Consider the following 16,764-nt stretch of genomic DNA (forward strand, 5'->3'; position numbering starts at 1 on the left):
GGTCAGGTATCCGAAGAAAGAGCGAAAAGGGTATCGGTCAGGGCAGGACGGTGACGCCCGTCCCGGCCGGTCATGGACCCAGCGGCGACGAGTGCATCGAGAACGGCCTCCTGTGTGGCATCAGCCATGGCCTCGAAGAGCAGGTCGATCCGATCCTCGTTGAGGATGCGGATTTCGACCAGAGCCGACTTCTCGTCATGCGAGAGAACATTGGCCGTTGTGAAGCCGAGGGCGATGTCGCCGCTGCCGTGCCCCCAGAAGGATCCGAGGCGAGCAAGGCCCACTCCGGGGCGACGAATGACGCGCTTGAGCTGCCGGTCGCTTAAGGGGATGTCTGTCGCCGCAATAATGATGATAGAGCCCTTCTCCGTGGCCTCTCTCTCCGCACGAGCCCTGGGTGGTGCGATCACCTCGCCGTCGGGCAGGCGCAGGTCGCCGGATCGGCCGAAGTTCGAGAGAACGAGCACACCCAGTTGATAGCTATGGCCGTCGAGATCGAGGCGCCGGGATGAGGTGCCTATGCCGCCCTTGAAGCCGAAGGTGCTCATGCCGCAGCCTGCCCCCACCGAGCCGACCTCAAACTCAGAGGAGGCATCCGTCATGGCGGCTCGCGCATCATCCTCAGTTACGGCAAGGGCCTGGATATCATTCAGATAGCCGTCGTTGCACTCGAACACGACGGGGTTCACCGTGGCGGTCTCGCGGCCGATATCCGTGTTATGCTCGATTGCGTGACGCACCAGAGCTGTACAGCAGGTGCCGACGGAGAGGGTGTTTGTCAGAAGAATAGGCGTCTCAATCGTACCCAGTTCCTCCACCTGCACCAAGCCGGCGCTTTTTCCGAACCCGTTCAGGACATGAACAGCCGCTATAGGCTTCTCGCGATAGAGATTTCCGCTATGGGGGATAATGGCCGTGACTCCCGTGCGGATCTCCCCATGCACGAGCGTACGATGACCGACACGAACACCCGGCACGTCCGCAATGCTGTTCAACTCGCCCGTCGGCAGGCCGCCGCAGGCAAGGTCAGCATCGCGGGCACGAGCGGGACGTTTCATCTCAGGCATTCCTCTTTCACGAAAGCTGCGATCTCCGCGTGGGTTGCCACCCATACGTCCGAACGCCTGGTGATCTCCTCCAGGAGCCTTTCCAGGATCCAAATGCGCGAGCGGTAGCCGGTCACATGGGGGTGCATGGTGAGCAGAAAGAGGCCACCTTCCTCGTATGCGCGCTCGAATTCACGGAAGAAAATATCGTAGACAGCAGTCGGCGGCGTGTGTGGACGTAGCCCGTTGAAGCGATGCATGTTGAAATAGACGGCATCATCCCGGATCCATTCAACCGGAAGCTCCACGATGCCGGTGGGCTCGCCCTGCTCCATGAGTTCATAAGGGTCATCGTCAGCCATGAGCGACGAATCGTATAGGAGACCGAGTTCGCGCTCGATGCGCAAGGTGCTTGGGCTGAAGTCCCAGGAGGGAGTGCGCAGTCCAACCGGACGCACGCCTGTGATCCTTTCCAGGGTATCGGTCGCCCGGAACATCAGGTCGCGTTCGATCTCATAAGGCAGCTGACTGTTGAGTTCGTGAATCCAGCCATGGATACCGATTTCATGGCCTTCCGCCGCAACCCGTCGCTGTTCATCCTCATAAAGGAGTGCGGCCACGGCAGGAACAAAGAACGTGGCTTTGGCATCATACTTGGCAAGAGCGTTCAGAATGCGCGGCACGCCCTGGCGGTTGCCGTACTGGCCCTGCGACATGCGCCCGATGGACTTCCCGCCATCGCGCAGCTCATTCGTCTCATGGTCGGAATCGAATGAGAGGGCGACGGCGCAACGGGCACCGTTCTTCCACCGGGCAGGTTTCAACGAGCGCCCGGCGCGCACATGATCCACCTTGCCGCGCCAGGTCTGCTCATCCCAAGTCCAGGGCTGGCTGCTCATATCGTCCATAATGGTCTCAATTCCTTGTCTGGCACAGTCTGAAGGTAGCAACGGCTCAGGAGCGCCCACCATCCACGGAGATGATTTGCCCGGAAATCCAGGCGGCCGCATCGGACGCCAGGAACATCACGGTGTCGGCAATGTCCTGCGGGTGCCCAAGGCGGCGGGTGTGAATGCTTTCCACCAGGCGAGCCTGACCGTCGGGTCCGTAGCTCTCCCACTGGCGTTGCGTGGCAGGGTTCGACAGCACGAAGCCGGGCGCCACGCTGTTCACGGTAATGCCGAAGGGGCCGAGTTCGAAGCTGAGTTGCTTCGTCAGTCCAACCAGTGCGTGCTTGGAGGCCGTATAAGCCTGAATACCGGTGAGGCTCGGGCGCAGCCCGGCTCCTGACGAGATATTGACGATGCGCCCGAACTGCCCTCGCTTCATGTGCGGCGCTGCTGCCTGCGAGCACCAGAAGGCGCCATGCACATTGGCTTCGAAGAGGACCAGCCAGTCCTGCTCGCTGACCTCCTCGATGGGCTTTGCGACCTGTCCGCGAACACCCCCAGCGCAGTTGACGAGGATGTCGATGCCGCCGAGCGTCTCGGCCATGTCGGCGAAGACAGTGGCAACAGCGGATCGATCTGCGAGGTCGAGGGCGCGGGTTGCCTTGGCCCCGGCCTCGGTTGCGACGCGCAGACCATTCTCGTCCAGATCAAGAGCCCACACATGTGCGCCCTCGGCGGCTAACGACCGGACGATGCTGCGCCCGATGCCCTGTGCGGCTCCCGTGACGGCGACGCGGCGGTTGGTAAAGTCGAGTTTCATAGGGTCAGCATCTCGTCGAGCGTGGACCAGGATTGTTCGCGGCGGCCATCCTCGATGTCATGGATCAGGGAGACCAGCTTATTGATCGCAGGCGTAGGGATGCCGGCTTCCTGGCCGAGGGATCCGATGATGGCGATCTGAGCGTCGACCTCGGTCTTGCGCTTGCGCACGGCAAGATCACGCCAGATGCCGGAATGGGTCTTCGCGGTATGGAGGTTAAACTCTGCCATCTCGGCAACAGAGTGCCTTGCGGCTGCCTCGTCCGCCCCCGGCATGAAGGCATCAGGATCAAAACCATTGAAGCCCAAGGGCTTCACGCCGCGGGCTTTCGCCACCGCCATCACTTCCTGTCCAAGCCGATGGTAGACGGGGAAGTGACGCTCCGACGCCAGGTTTTCCGACATCGAGGCATTCGTCAGCGCGGTTGCGAAGAGCAGGGAGCCGTAGCCGAGCTTGCCCCAGAGATAACCCCAGATGTTGTCGGTTAGCACCGCCTTTGGCTCGAAGATCGAGAGCAGGCGGTGATAGTCGCGCACCGCGTCTGTCGCCTGCCCGTCGAGGCCGCCGACGGCCACGGCTGCCCGATTGCCAAAGAGAATCCGGCCGGGCTCGAGCCAGTCGGCTCCGAAATTGACGAAGCATCCCACCGTGCGCTCGGCACCGATCTCCTCGGCGATGGTGATCTCGTTCAACCCATTCTGGGCGGAGAGGACGGTACCATCCTCCGCCAGGTGCGGTTTCAGAGCACGCACAGCATCGCGAGTGTGGTGAGCTTTGACGGCAAGGATGATGCGCTTGAACTGCCCCGTCACCTCGCCCGGCAAGGCGGCTTTCACAGACTGGCGGAAGGTTTCCACGGGGCCCTCGATGAGAAGGCCGTGGCGCTTCATCGCTTCCACATGTGGCTCAACGATGTCGACGAGCAGCACATCCTCGCCGGCACGAGCGAGATAGGCGCCAAGGGTGCCGCCGATCGCGCCGGCTCCCCAGATCAGAATCGTGTTCTCGCTCATTTACCAGTTCTCGATCAGGGCGCGGGTCTCGTCGATGGCTACCGACCAGATGGCGTTCATGTCTTCATCAGAGCGTTGGAAGTACCCGCCGAAATTCCCGTCCTGCAGGATCTCGCGGACACCCTCAGGACCGAAGGTCCGCATGCGGTCCAGATCGACCATGGGCTTCTGGTGGGAGGGCTGCTCAATGCCGGGCAGGCGCGTCCAAGGGAAATTCTCCATCCAGGAGGCATGCGATGCGATGGGGTCGATCTCCTTCACCTTTTCGAAGGTGCGAGGAGCGTTCCACCAGTTGTGAAATTTCACACGGCATTCGGAATTAGCGCCCATCCACTCGATCGCTGCCGTATGTCCCGGCGTATTGCCGCCATGTCCGTTGACGAAGAGGATGCGACGAAAACCGGTGCGCTTCAGCGAATCGAGAATGTCCGTAATGATCCTCAGGTAGGTATCGGCCTTCAGGGAGACCGTGCCAGGGTAGGCCATGAAATAAGGGGTGATACCGTAGGCCTGAACCGGAAAGACGGGAACGCCGGTCGGCTCGGCGGCCTCGGCGGCCACATGTTCGGCCAGGATGCTGTCGACGGAGAGACTCAGGTAGGCGTGCTGCTCAGTGCAGCCCAGCGGGACGACGGCGCGATCATCCGTCTTCAGGTACTCTTCCACCTGAAGCCAGTTCATCTCACTGATTTTCATGAAGGCTCTTCCTCTTGAGAAACGATTGACGAGCGCAGGCGCTCGATCACGGGCAGCAACGTGGCGCGGATCGCATGTGGGTCCGGCACATAGCGGAATTCCAGGGCCTGCCGACCGGGCGGCAAAAGCTTCTTCACAGTCGATTCGGCGCCGCTGGCGTAGATCGCCACGTCGACCTGACCGAGAAAGGCTGCGAGATCGGGTGCCGTGATCAGCCGGACATCAACCGCCGACACGTGAGGCGCAAACCGCAGGACGCCAGGCTTCATCAAGGCGGCAAATTCAGGGAAGATCGACACGAGGCCAACCCGCGACATCGGATCTAGCATCGCCAGTTGAGCCCGCGTCTCCTCAGCCGGGATGAAGCTCAGGCCGACAACCGGAATGCCACTGGGTACGAGATGCTCGACCTCACCGCGGCGATGCGCCAGCGTCACGCAGATATCGCAGGGAAGGGGAAAGGCCTCACCTGCATGGAGTGCATCCACGGTCGTGACCACAATGGCGTCGTCAGAACCCAGATGGTCTTGAATGCGATTGGCATATTGCTGGGTTGTTTGGACGAAATTGCCTACCATCACGAGACGCAGCGGTCGCGTCGGTGTCGGACCGCGCGCGGCACGGGCGTTAACAAGCGACGAGACAACGGAGGCTGCGAGCCCCAGCTGTTCGGCCTCGTTGAAGAGCATCTCGACCCGGCGCTGGATCTTGCGGATGGCATGGGAGCGCAGGCCGTCGCTGTTGTGCCCGTCCCCCACATAGGTACCCGCTCCCGGCTTTGCCTCGATAAGTCCCGTCTCGCGGAGTTCTCTGTAGACAGTCGCGACAGTCATGTGCGCGATGCCAGCCCGCTCTGCCAATTCACGAACGGATGGCAGGCGTTGGCCGGTGGGCAGTTCACCCAGTGCGATTCCGAACTCGATCAGCCCACGCAGCTGCGTGCCAAGCGGCACGGGGAGCGTGCGGTCGAGCGCGCCCGCGAGATTGGCAAGGATGCGCTCATCCGGGCTCTGTTCCGTGTCACTATAACGGATGCCTTCATAAGCGTCAGATGCTGTCTGGGGTTTAGGCAAGGTGCTGTTGACTTTTCTAGTTCGAGTGACCTACCGTTCTAATCGATAAGAACACCTTGGACGAAAAGCCAGGGTCTTAGCAAGAGGGGAAGTGAATTGAAACAAAACTTCAAGCTGGGTGGAACACTCGCAGCAGCTCTCGTCCTTGGCACTGTGCTCAGTGGCGGCGTATCGGCGCAAACGCTGACCATGGGTCTGCGTGCCGGTCCGGATTCCATCGATCCGCACTGGTCGACCCTGGGCAGCCAAGCGGAGGCTCTGCGTCATATCTTTGATACGGTCGTCATGTCAGACGAGAACCTGGGCCTGAAGCCCGGTCTCGCGACTTCGTGGAAGCCGATCGACGACACGACCTGGGAATTCAAGATCCGTGAGGGCGTCAAATTCCATGACGGGTCCGAACTGACGGCCGAGGACGTGAAGTTCTCGATCGATCGTATTCCGGTCGTGACGGGACCCATGAGCATGACCATCTACACGAAGCAGGTGGCGGAGACGAAAGTCGCCGACAAGTACACCCTGCACGTCAAGACGAAGGCTCCGGCGCCGACCCTGCCCAACGATTTCATCCGCCTCTTCGTGGTGTCGAAGAATGTCGGCATGGAAGCCCGCAATGAGCAGTTCAATTCTGGCAAGGCTGCCATCGGCACGGGTCCTTACAAGTTCGTCTCCTGGGAGCCGAAGGGCGACCTCGTCCTGGAGCGCAATGACAACTACTGGGGTGGCAAGCAGCCCTGGCAGAAGGTGATCCGCAAGGAGATCCCGAGCGATCCAGCCCGCATGGCGGCGATGAAGTCCGGTCAGGTGGACCTCGTCAACTATGTGCCCGCCACCGACTACGCCGCGATGCAGAAGGACAAATCTGTCGACACCTTCGTGGCCGACTCGGTCTACTTCCTGAATCTCACGCCCAACGTGAAGGAGACGCTTCCGAAGAAAGTAAAGGTCGACGGTAAGGAAATCGAGGCCAACCCGCTGCGCGATCCTAAGGTCCGTGAAGCCATGGACCTTGCCATCGACCGTAAGACGCTTGTGCGCGTTGTGCTTGAGGGCCTGGGTCGTCCGGCCAACCAGCTGATGCCGTCCAACTTCTTCGGTGGCAACAAGAACCTTCCGGAGAAGCCCTACGATCTGGCGAAGGCGAAGCAGCTTCTTGCGGATGCTGGCTACCCGAAGGGCTTCGAGATCGACTTCCACTGCACCAACAATCGCCTCCCGGGCGATGCAGCGGTGTGCGAGGCGCTCTCGCAGATGTGGGCCCGTGCCGGCTTGAAGGTGAATGCCAACGCTCTGAACGGCACCGTGTTCTTCCCGGCTCAGCAGAAGGGTGAGTTCTCCCTCTGGATGAGCGGCTGGGGCACGCTGACCGGCGAGGCGAGCTACACCTATGGCTCTCTGGTGCACACGGCAGATCCCCAGGTTGGTCTCGGGGCCTTCAACAAGCAGGGCTACTCGAACCCTGAAGTGGACAAACTGCTCCAGGAAGGCGCTCGCACCATGGACGACACGAAGCGTCGCGCCCTCTTCGAGAAGGTGACGGAAATCTCCATGAACGACCGAGCCCTGATCCCGACCGTGCAAATCCAGACGGTCTGGGCAGCCAAGAAGGGAATGTTGACCATTCCGGCCCGCGTCGATCAGGAGACGCTGGCCTACGAGATCAAGCCGAAGAGCTGATCCTGATACTGTCAGCCGGAGAGATCCGGCTGATCTCTTCCGGAGGGAAAGGGTATTTCCCTCCGGCTTTTCATTGATGACATCCGTTAAATGCCGGGCCTCAGCTGTCCGGCTCCCAAGGTTGAAGTCCATTCACGAGACAGCATGATCGGTTTTCTCATTCAACGCGTTCTGCAGGCTCTCATGGTCGTGATCGCCATGTCGATCATTGTATTCCTGGGCGTCTATGCCATCGGCAATCCCATCGACGTCATGATCGATCCCGCCTCAGACCAGGCGCTTCGCGAAGCGCTGATCCAGAGATACGGGTTCGATCGTCCCCTGTTCGAGCAGTACTTCATCTTCATGAACAACATGCTCCATGGGGATCTGGGCGAATCGTTCATCTATCGGCTGCCGGTGCTCAACCTGATCCTGTCGCGTCTTCCGGCGACGCTGGAACTCGCGCTGACGGCGATGCTGATTGCCACGCTGCTGGGAATTCCGCTGGGCCTGTGGGCCGGGTACAAGCCGGATTCACTGTCGGCCAAAGCCATCATGGGCTTCTCGGTGCTCGGTTTCAGCGTGCCGAGCTTCTGGGTGGGGCTGCTCCTGATCATGGTGTTTGCGGTCGAACTCGGCTGGTTTCCTTCGGGTGGTCGTGGTCCGACGACAGAAGTGCTCGGCATGAACCTGTCGATCACATCGCTGGAAGGCTGGAGTTATATCCTGTTGCCGGCATTCAATCTCGCGCTGTTCAAGCTCGGCCTCCTCATCCGTCTGACACGGGCCGGCACCGTCGAGGTGATGGGCTCCGACTATGTGCGCTTTGCTCGTGCCCAGGGTCTCTCAGAGGGTAAGGTCGTGGGGCTGCATGTGCTGAAGAACATCTCGATCCCGATTGTGACGGTCTTCGGCCTTGAGCTTGGCTCGACCCTTGCTTTTGCGGTCGTGACGGAAACGGTCTTCAACTGGCCCGGCATGGGCAAACTGATCATCGATTCCATCACCGTGCTCGATCGCCCCGTGATGGTCGCTTACCTTATTCTTGTGGTGTTCCTCTTTGTCATGATCAACCTCGTGGTCGACCTCATCTACGGCCAGCTCGATCCGCGCATCCGCGTAAAGGCCGCGTCATGAGTCATTCTCCAGTCCTCGCATTGCCAGCAGAAACCGGCTGGACCCGTTTCTCGAACTTTTGGTCGGATTTTCGCCAGAGCCCCGTCGCCGTGGCTGCACTGACCGTGGTGGTCGTCGTGGTGCTCATGGCGGTTCTCGCGCCGTACGTGGCGCCTCAGGATCCCTACAATCAGGAAGCCCTCGACCTGTTCGATGCCAGGCTTGAACCCGGTGAGGTGGGTTCCGGTGGTTATGTCCATTGGCTCGGTACCGACGCCGCCGGCCGAGACATCTTCTCCGCCATCCTCTACGGATTGCGCACCAGTTTGATCGTCGGTGTCATGGCCGGTACCTTGGCGCTGATCCTCGGCACGACGGTCGGACTGATTGCGGCCTATTACGGTGGTCGCGTCGAGGCGCTTATCATGCGCATCATCGACCTGCAGCTGTCGCTGCCGGCGATTCTCCTTGCGCTTGTCCTCGTTGCGATGTTGGGCCAGGGGCTTATGCAGCTTGTTGCCGCTCTGGTCGCTGCGCAATACGCCTACTTCGCCCGCACGACTCACGGGGCGGCGAGCGCGGAGCGACGCAAGGACTATATCGAGGCCGCGCTCTCGACACCGCTTCCGGCGCGCCATGTGTTGTTCCGGCACCTGCTTCCCAACGCACTGCCGCCTCTGATCGTAGTGGCAACAGTGCAGGTGGCAAACTCCATTGCTCTTGAGGCAACCCTATCCTTCCTGGGACTGGGACTGCCGCTCACACAACCGTCTCTCGGCTCCCTGATCTCCAACGGCTTCCAATTCCTGCTGTCAGGCCGCTACTGGATTTCGATCTATCCGGGCATCGCCCTGATGCTGACGGTTGTCGCCATCAACCTTGTGGGCGATCAGGTTCGCAACGTTCTGAACCCGAGGCGCAGCCGATGAGCGATGCGGTTCTTCGAGTCAATAACCTTCAGACCCAGTTCGAAACCCGCGGGGGCGTTCTCAAGGCCGTGGACGGTGTCAGCTTCGAAGTTGGTCGTGGTCGCATCCTCGGCCTCGTGGGTGAGTCCGGTTCCGGCAAGAGCGTTACAGGCTATTCGATCCTCGGCCTGATCGAGGCGCCCGGCAGGATCGCCGGCGGCGAGGTTCTCCTGAACGGCAAGGACATCACCCGCCTCAGGGGCGATGCCATGCGCCAGGTCCGTGGCGCCCAGATCGCCATGGTATTCCAGGACCCAATGATGACGCTGAACCCGGTTTTGAAGATCGGGACGCAGATGATCGCTGCGGTACGGGCGCACGACAAGGTGTCCCGCAAGGCTGCTCGTGCGAGAGCACGCGATGCCTTGGCCAAGGTCGGCATCCCGAGCCCGGAAGAGCGCCTTGATGCCTATCCGCATCAGCTCTCCGGTGGCATGCGCCAGCGTGTGGCCATTGCGATCGCGCTCCTGCACAGCCCGGCGGTCATCATCGCCGATGAGCCGACCACGGCTCTCGACGTCTCGATCCAGGGGCAAATCCTCGCCGAAGTGCGGCGCCTCGCAGACGAGACTGGCACCGCCTTCGTGTGGGTGACGCACGATCTTGCCGTAGTGTCGAGCCTCGCCGATGACATCTGCGTCATGTATGCGGGACGTGTGGTCGAAAGCGGACCTGCTGCTGATGTCATCGCGTCACCGCGTCATCCCTACACGGCAGGGCTTCTGGCCTCCGTTCCGGCCGAGCACGAGCCTGGAACCAAGCTCCCTCAGGTTCCAGGATCGACGCCGTCTTTGGCGAACCTGCCGCAAGGCTGTGCCTTTGCACCCCGCTGCGCCAAGGCGGGACCTGCCTGCACCACTACGCCGCCTGTCCAGCAGTTCGAGGACGGACGCACTGCCCTCTGCCATTATCCAATCGAGCCCGTTTCATGCCAGCCGCTCTCCTTGACATCGACCACGTATCGAAGCGCTTCGTAAAGCACCCCAATCTCGGGGAGCGGATCGCGGGTCTTCTCGGCGCAGGCCGGTCGACCGAGACCGTGCGCGCGGTGACGGATGTCAGCCTCAGTGTCGGCAAAGGCGAGGTCGTGGGCCTCGTCGGCGAATCCGGGTGCGGAAAGTCGACGCTCGGGCGCATGATTGCCGGAATCTATACACCGAGTGACGGCAAGATCCTGTTCGCCAATGCGCCTGTTGCGAAAGAGCAGGGAAGGCGGACGCAGAAGCTGACCACCCGCGTTCAGATGATCCACCAGGATCCCTTCGCCAGCCTCAATCCACGTATCCGGATCGGCGATACGGTTTCCGAGGGACCAGTGGCGCACAACATCGTCAAAGGGCGCGAAGCAGATTCCTATGTGGCCGACCTGCTCGGCCGCGTCGGCCTCGATCCGAGCTACCGCCGGCGCTTCCCGCACCAGTTCTCCGGTGGGCAGCGGCAGCGCATCGCCATTGCGCGCGCGCTTGCCATGAAGCCGGATCTTCTGGTTCTCGATGAGCCGGTGGCATCCCTCGATGTTTCCATTCAGGCTCAGGTGCTCAACTTGTTCATGGATCTGCGCCGGGATCTCGACCTGACGGGCATCTTCATTAGCCATGATCTCGGCGTCGTGCGCCACGTCTCTGACCGGGTCGCGATCATGTATCTCGGCCGTATCGTCGAATTGGCCCCAACGACTGGGCTTTATGCTCAGCCGAACCATCCCTACACCCGCGCTCTCTTCGAGAGCGTTCCCAGAGTAGGCGTGGGCCGAAAGAACTTCCGCCCCATCGCGGGCGAAATTCCATCTCCGCTCAATCCGCCGAGCGGATGCCATTTTCATCCCCGCTGCCCCTTCGCAGGCCCACGCTGCAAGCGGGAGGCGCCGCCGCTGGCTGCCATCGGACCCGGCCGCTTCTCCGCTTGCCATCTTAATACCGGTGGTACCGACTAAGATCAGAGATCAACAATGAACCAGCAAGCCTCCTTTGCAGCGCTCCAGGAGCGCATTGCCGCGGTCAATGACGTGTTGAATGCGACCTCCCTGCTGACATGGGACTCGCGGACAATGATGCCGGCCGGCGGTGCGGAAACCCGCGGCCATCAAATCGCGACCCTGACCCGCATCGCACGAGACCTTCTTCTGGCGCCTGAGACTGAGGGGGCTCTCGAGGAAGCTGAACGGGCCGTCGAAGGACTGCCAGCCGACGCAGCCGAGCGGCGCATGGTCGAGCAGACGCGGCATGCTGTCGAGCATCACCGTAGCGTGCCGGCGTCTTTGATCCAGGAACGGGCGGCTCTTCGTACAGTGGCTCAGTCCGCCTGGATCGAGGCGCGGTCGAAGAGCGATTTCTCGATCTACGAGCCTCATCTCGCAAAGACCGTCGCGCTTTCCCGCGCCTATGCCGATTGCATCGGCTGGTCTGAGCATCCTTATGACGCCATGGTGTCGATCTACGAGCCTGGCGAAACGGCAGCGAGCCTCAAGTCGTTATTCTCTAAGCTGCGTGAAGGATTGCTGCCGATCCTCGATACCGCCCGCTCTCGGCCGCAGCCGCGATCCGATTTCCTGTTCCGCGATTTTCCCGAGGAAGGGCAGCGTGCTTTCGGCCTGACACTGACGGAGAAGCTCGGCTACGACTTGCAGCGCGGGCGTCTCGACACAACAGTGCATCCTTTCGAGGTCTCCTTCACCCGCAACGACGTGCGGATCACCACCCGCTATAACCGCAACTATCTTCCCGCGTCGATGTTCGGCACGGCTCACGAGATCGGCCATGGCCTCTACGAGCAGGGCGTCGATCCAGCCTATACCCGCACGACCCTTGCAACGGATCTCGTGGGTCTCTACGCAGTGGGTGGCACCAGCTTCGGGGCTCACGAATCCCAGTCTCGACTCTGGGAGAACCACATCGTCCGCAGCCTCACCTTCTGGCAGCGGCATTTCTCCGACCTGCAGCGCCACTTCCCGGACCAACTCGGCGATGTGAGCGCCGAGGAGTTCTATCGCGCTGTCACGCGCGTAGAGCCCGGTCTCATCCGCGTCGAGGCGGATGAGCTGACTTACGATTTCCACATCATGCTGCGTGCCGATATCGAATGTGCGCTGATGGACGGTTCCCTCCCGGTGTCCGAGCTCCCCGGTGCCTGGAACGCTGCGATGAAGCGCGATCTGGGCCTGACCGTTCCCAATGACGCCAAGGGCGTGCTGCAGGACGTCCACTGGTCGACGGGCTACATCGGCTCGTTTCCGACCTACACCATCGGCAACGTCATGGGGGCGCAGGTCATGGAGACCCTGCGGCAGCAGAACCCATCCCTGAATGCCTCCATCGGCGCGGGCGATTACGGCGTTCTGGCGGAGGAGCTCCGCACTAGGATCTGGCAGCATGGGCGTCGATTCATGCGCGACGAGCTGCTAGAGCGCGAGACTGGCCGCCGTCTCGATCCTGCACCTTACTTGGCGTATCTCCAGAACAAATACGCGTTTTAGAGAAGCCTGATCATTCATGAAGCAGCATCTCCAGCAGCCTCCGTCCAATAGTGAAGGCTGCGGGCGTTGACCGGGGCTCCCGCCGCCTTGTGCAGGGCAAGGACCGCCTCGTAAAATGCCCTGGCTTCCGCTGGCCCGACGAGCAGCCACAGGCTCTGCAGAATCCGTGTGATGCGCAGGTGGTTATGGTCATGTGAGGTGAGCCACCAACGCGTGCTCCTGTAAAAGCGGAGCATGCGTTCGCTCGCCTTTCTAAGTGTCTCCACAGAGCTTGGATCGGCTCTGATTGCGCCTATCTCAGCTGGTGTCAGGACCGGCGAGTGCGGCTGCGCCGCGCTGCGAGTCGGTAAGGCAAACAGCCACTGGATGTAGTCGTGTACAGCTTCCAGCTCCTGATCGGAAAAGCCTAGCACATCGGCGGCCAGACGTTCCCGGCCGTCGCGGCCCACACCAGCGAGAAAGGCGTGCAAGGGCCCTGCCGTTGGCTTAGCCATTATCCCGTTGCTGATTATGCATTGCAAACTAGCGATGGTTTATGGCTCAGGCGAGGAGGCTTGCCGCGAAGCGGGCGCAGACGAGCAGGAGGAAGATGCCGAATGCCACCTCAAGTCGACGTTTGGACAGGCGATGGGCAAGGCGAGCGCCAACGGGCGCCATCCAGGTGCTGGTCGGGATGAACAGCACAAAGCCCAGGAGCGATATATAGCCGAGTGCCAAAGGTGGCTGGAAAGCAATGACGTCTGGGTAGTCGGCCATGTGCGGCCAGCCGGCATAGATGTACCCTATGGCGCCCGGAATGGAGATCAGGATGCCGAGACCGGACGAGGTCGCGACCGCCTGATGGATCGGGCGGTTGTAGAAGGTCATGAATAGGTTCGAAAGCTGTCCGCCACCGATGCCCATGAGGGCGGACAAAACGCCGATGAGCCAGCCATAGACCACCATGATCGGCTTGGCCGGCATGTCCAGACCGAAGCGCCAAGTATCTTTGCCGAACAGAAGACGGATGGCGGAAATGCCAGCCACAACCACGAAGACGCCTTTGAAAAGGTCGGCCGGGGCATAGCGTGCAACCACGCTGCCCATAACCACGCCGACCACCACAGGCACGGCCCAGACCCGCAGGATGGTCATATCAACGGCGCCCTTGGCACGATGGGCATTGAACGAGCGGATCGAGGTTGGGATGATGATCGCAAGCGACGTGCCGACGCAGAGCGGCATCCGCACATCGTCAGGAACTCCGAGGAACCTGAACAGCTCGTAGAGGATTGGCACCGCGACGGCACCGCCACCGACGCCGAAGACACCCGCGAGCAGGCCGGTAACGGCCCCGGCCGCCAGAAGCGCCACCACGAGCCAAGCCAAGTCGAAGAGAGGTATGCCGAACATCGGGAGATCCACCGTAGAAAGCAGAACGGCCGTAGGATCGTTTCGTCCCTACGGCAAAATACAGTTACATAGACGCCTTAAGACGCTTTTGCTGCAAGACGTTCCTGGTATTCGCGTGCCCTCTGGTCGATCCAGGAGCGGTCCGTGACGCCTCCAGGATTGGCCCGAGTCGCCATGGCGTCCATGAAGGCCAGAAAGCGTTCATGGGCAACCCCATAAAGCCGGCGTAGCTCCTCCAGGGGCTTGGGATGATCGTCAACGCGCAGGTCGAGCATGGGGTAAGGCTCGTCGCGCCAAATCTTGATGGCCGCCGACTGCCTACCGCGCTTGTCGCCACCCTCGGCCTGTCCCGCATCGAGGGCCGCGAGGAGACGGTCGGCAAAGGGCAAATCCATGCGGCTTTTGTAAGTCTTGAGGCTCGCTTCGATTACCATTGAACCCGCGAGCATGTTGCCGGCCACCGATACACCCTCGTCGGTAAGGTGTCCGCACCAGTCGACGCACTCCCGCCCCGTATGGGCCGCTGTTCTGCCGTCGCGGTCGATGACGTGAAGCTGGCGCGACTCGCGTCCGGGATCCTGGGCGGTGAGTACTGCCACAATCTCTTCAGCGCTCCGTCCCTCGGCCAGAAGCCGCATGCCGTCTGTGCCATAGAGCGGGTTGACGAGCGCCTGGGTGGCAAGAGCTCCGATCTTGGCCGTGCCATGGGGGCAAAGCGCCCCCACGGCGAAGAACTTGGTAGTGACGGCAACCCCGAACGAGCCGGTTTCGGGATCCTTGGCGATGATCGACCATGTCATGATCCGTGCTCCTTACCGCCCGACAGCGTAGGCCTGCATGAGGCGCGGCGTGGCGGCACCATGCAGCAGGCCGTCCTTGTCACGGCTTGCCGCTACGAGGCGTCCGACCGTCCAGGCCGGCGCCACCTCGACCTCGTGACCGCGGGCGCGCAGATCGTCGAGGACCTCCGCACCATAGGTCTCCTCGGCCATGAGGTGACCGGGCTTCTGCTCGCGCGGATAGAACGAGGAGGGGAAATGCGCTGTATGCGACATTGGGAGGTCGATGGTTTCCTGCAGGTTCAGCCCGTGATGGGCATGGCGCAGGAAGAGGAGCATCTGCCACTGCTCCTGCTGGTCGCCGCCGGGCGAGCCGAAGACCATGTAGGGCTCGCCGTCCTTCTCCGCGAGGGTCGGGGTGAGCGTGGTGCGCGGGCGCTTGCCCGGCGCGAGGCTTGCCGGCAGGTTCTCCTCCAGCCAGAACATCTGGGCGCGGGAATTGAGCATGAAGCCGAGCTCAGGAATGACGGGCGAAGACTGCAGCCAGCCGCCGGAGGGCATGGCCGCGATCATGTTCCCAAACCGGTCGACCGCATCGATATGCACTGTGTCGCCGCGCCGTGCGGAGCGCATGGATTGAAGCGTCGGCTCGCCTCCGGACACCTTCTTGTCCGTGGTCGAGAGATCTCGAAGCGCCTTCAGGGTACGCTCCACCTGAGCTTCATAACCTTCAAGGCGCCCGGGGAGGAGCTCAAGGGAGGCCTTGTCGGTGATGAGCTTGCGGCGCTCATCGTTATAGGCATCCGACAGCAGCGTCTGGATCGGAACGTCAACGAAATCAGGGTCGCCGTAATAGGCCTCGCGGTCGGCGAAGGCTAGTTTCATCGCCTCGACCACAGTATGGACGAACTCGCCGCTGGTCGGTCCCATGGCAGCAAGATCGAACCCCTTCAGCAACGCCAGCGTTTGCAGGAAGACGGGTCCCTGGCCCCAGGGCCTGATCTTGTTGACGCGGAAATTGTGATACTCATAGGTCTGCGGCACATCATATGATGCCTGCCACTTCGCCATGTCGCCGGCGGTCAGCACGCCTCGGTGGCGCGAGCCGCTTTGATCCATCACCTCGGTCTTGCGCACGAAGGCATCGATGGCCTCTGCCACGAAGCCCTTGTAGAAGGCGTTGCGCGCACCCTCGATCTGCGCTTCGCGGTCGCTGCCCTTGGCTTCTCCTTCGCGGATGATGCGCTTCCAGGTATCGGCGAGCTGCGGGTTACGGAAGAGCTGGCGGGGTTTCGGCACCTCACCACCGGGCAGGAACACTTCAGCGGAGGTTGGCCACTCGGTTTCGAAGAACTCCTTGAGGCCTTTGATGGTGTCCGACACTCGCGGCAGCAGGGGATGACCCTGCTCGGCATAGTAGATAGCAGGCTCCAGCACCTCCCTGAGCGAGAGGAGGCCATGATCGCGCAGCAGCAGCATCCAGGCGTCGAAGGCGCCAGGCACAACGGTGGCGAGCATGCCATTGCCAGGAATGAGCTTGAGACCTTCGCGCTTATAATGCTCGATGGTGGCGCCAGCCGGTGCTGTCCCTTGGCCGCAGAGGACTTCGACCTTCTTGGTCTTGGCGGAGTAAAATACGGCTGGAACCTCGCCGGACGGGCCCACCAAGTGCGGCTCGACCACCTGGAGCACGAAGGCGGAGGCGACGCAGGCATCGAAGGCATTGCCGCCCTTTTCCAGCATGGCCATGCCGGCAGCCGAAGCCAGCCAATGGGTCGAGGTGACGATGCCGAAGGTGCCGAGAATCTCGGGCCGTGTCGTGAACATGATGCTATATCCG

General features: G+C 61.6%; 16 protein-coding genes. 6 read left to right on the forward strand and 10 right to left on the reverse strand.

From position 1 onward, the window contains the following. Positions 1-2: 2 nt before the first annotated feature. The 6 genes from FHR70_RS13705 to FHR70_RS13730 are packed head-to-tail and all read right to left on the reverse strand — an operon-like array spanning position 3 to position 5,538. Positions 3-1,058 carry a DmpA family aminopeptidase gene (locus FHR70_RS13705; protein ID WP_183451017.1) on the reverse strand — a complete coding sequence of 352 codons (1,056 nt, stop codon included), beginning with the start codon at positions 1,056-1,058 and terminating at the stop codon, positions 3-5. Further along, positions 1,055-1,954 carry a polysaccharide deacetylase family protein gene (locus FHR70_RS13710; RefSeq protein WP_183451019.1) on the reverse strand — a complete coding sequence of 300 codons (900 nt, stop codon included), beginning with the start codon at positions 1,952-1,954 and terminating at the stop codon, positions 1,055-1,057. The genes FHR70_RS13705 and FHR70_RS13710 overlap by 4 nt, the downstream gene beginning before the upstream one ends. Before the next feature lie 46 nt (positions 1,955-2,000). Beyond that, positions 2,001-2,756 carry an SDR family NAD(P)-dependent oxidoreductase gene (locus FHR70_RS13715; protein WP_183451021.1) on the reverse strand — a complete coding sequence of 252 codons (756 nt, stop codon included), beginning with the start codon at positions 2,754-2,756 and terminating at the stop codon, positions 2,001-2,003. Next, a complete protein-coding gene (locus tag FHR70_RS13720; protein ID WP_183451022.1) occupies positions 2,753-3,769 on the reverse strand; it encodes a ketopantoate reductase family protein in 1,017 nt (338 codons plus the stop codon). Before FHR70_RS13720 ends, FHR70_RS13715 begins: the two co-directional genes overlap by 4 nt. Next, complete coding sequence (locus FHR70_RS13725; RefSeq protein WP_183451024.1) at positions 3,770-4,465, reverse strand: creatininase family protein; 696 nt, start codon at positions 4,463-4,465, stop codon at positions 3,770-3,772. Further along, positions 4,462-5,538: a GntR family transcriptional regulator gene (locus FHR70_RS13730; protein ID WP_183451026.1), complete on the reverse strand. Its 1,077-nt coding sequence runs from the start codon at positions 5,536-5,538 to the stop codon at positions 4,462-4,464. Before FHR70_RS13730 ends, FHR70_RS13725 begins: the two co-directional genes overlap by 4 nt. 96 nt (positions 5,539-5,634) lie before the next feature. Between FHR70_RS13730 and FHR70_RS13735 the strand changes: the two genes are divergently transcribed. The 6 genes from FHR70_RS13735 (at position 5,635) to FHR70_RS13760 (ending at position 12,753) form a co-directional block, all read left to right on the forward strand. After that, complete coding sequence (locus tag FHR70_RS13735; protein ID WP_183451028.1) at positions 5,635-7,215, forward strand: ABC transporter substrate-binding protein; 1,581 nt, start codon at positions 5,635-5,637, stop codon at positions 7,213-7,215. 144 nt (positions 7,216-7,359) lie between these two features. After that, positions 7,360-8,334 (forward strand): ABC transporter permease, encoded by a 975-nt coding sequence (locus FHR70_RS13740; protein ID WP_183451030.1) that lies wholly within the window; start codon positions 7,360-7,362, stop codon positions 8,332-8,334. Next, on the forward strand, positions 8,331-9,242 hold the full coding sequence (locus tag FHR70_RS13745) for an ABC transporter permease (RefSeq protein ID WP_183451032.1): 912 nt from the start codon (positions 8,331-8,333) through the stop codon (positions 9,240-9,242). The genes FHR70_RS13740 and FHR70_RS13745 overlap by 4 nt, the downstream gene beginning before the upstream one ends. Beyond that, positions 9,239-10,258: an ABC transporter ATP-binding protein gene (locus FHR70_RS13750; RefSeq protein WP_183451034.1), complete on the forward strand. Its 1,020-nt coding sequence runs from the start codon at positions 9,239-9,241 to the stop codon at positions 10,256-10,258. Before FHR70_RS13745 ends, FHR70_RS13750 begins: the two co-directional genes overlap by 4 nt. Then, complete coding sequence (locus FHR70_RS13755) at positions 10,210-11,214, forward strand: ABC transporter ATP-binding protein (protein WP_183451036.1); 1,005 nt, start codon at positions 10,210-10,212, stop codon at positions 11,212-11,214. The genes FHR70_RS13750 and FHR70_RS13755 overlap by 49 nt, the downstream gene beginning before the upstream one ends. Before the next feature lie 15 nt (positions 11,215-11,229). Next, positions 11,230-12,753 (forward strand): carboxypeptidase M32, encoded by a 1,524-nt coding sequence (locus FHR70_RS13760; RefSeq protein WP_183451038.1) that lies wholly within the window; start codon positions 11,230-11,232, stop codon positions 12,751-12,753. A gap of 14 nt (positions 12,754-12,767) precedes the next feature. Here the strand turns inward: FHR70_RS13760 and FHR70_RS13765 are convergent, their stop codons facing one another. From FHR70_RS13765 to FHR70_RS13780, 4 genes are all read right to left on the reverse strand, one after another. Then, the gene (locus FHR70_RS13765) at positions 12,768-13,223 is read right to left on the reverse strand and encodes an opioid growth factor receptor-related protein (RefSeq protein ID WP_246408151.1); all 456 of its coding nucleotides are present in this window, start codon (positions 13,221-13,223) and stop codon (positions 12,768-12,770) included. A 70-nt stretch (positions 13,224-13,293) separates the two neighbouring features. Further along, on the reverse strand, positions 13,294-14,145 hold the full coding sequence (locus FHR70_RS13770; protein ID WP_183451042.1) for a sulfite exporter TauE/SafE family protein: 852 nt from the start codon (positions 14,143-14,145) through the stop codon (positions 13,294-13,296). 77 nt (positions 14,146-14,222) lie between these two features. After that, positions 14,223-14,945 carry a DUF1028 domain-containing protein gene (locus tag FHR70_RS13775; RefSeq protein ID WP_183451044.1) on the reverse strand — a complete coding sequence of 241 codons (723 nt, stop codon included), beginning with the start codon at positions 14,943-14,945 and terminating at the stop codon, positions 14,223-14,225. A 12-nt stretch (positions 14,946-14,957) separates the two neighbouring features. Then, complete coding sequence (locus FHR70_RS13780; RefSeq protein ID WP_183451046.1) at positions 14,958-16,751, reverse strand: gamma-glutamyltransferase family protein; 1,794 nt, start codon at positions 16,749-16,751, stop codon at positions 14,958-14,960. Between the last annotated feature and the right edge of the window lie 13 nt (positions 16,752-16,764).

This window comes from Microvirga lupini (assembly GCF_014191055.1).
Lineage (GTDB): Bacteria > Pseudomonadota > Alphaproteobacteria > Rhizobiales > Beijerinckiaceae > Microvirga > Microvirga lupini_A.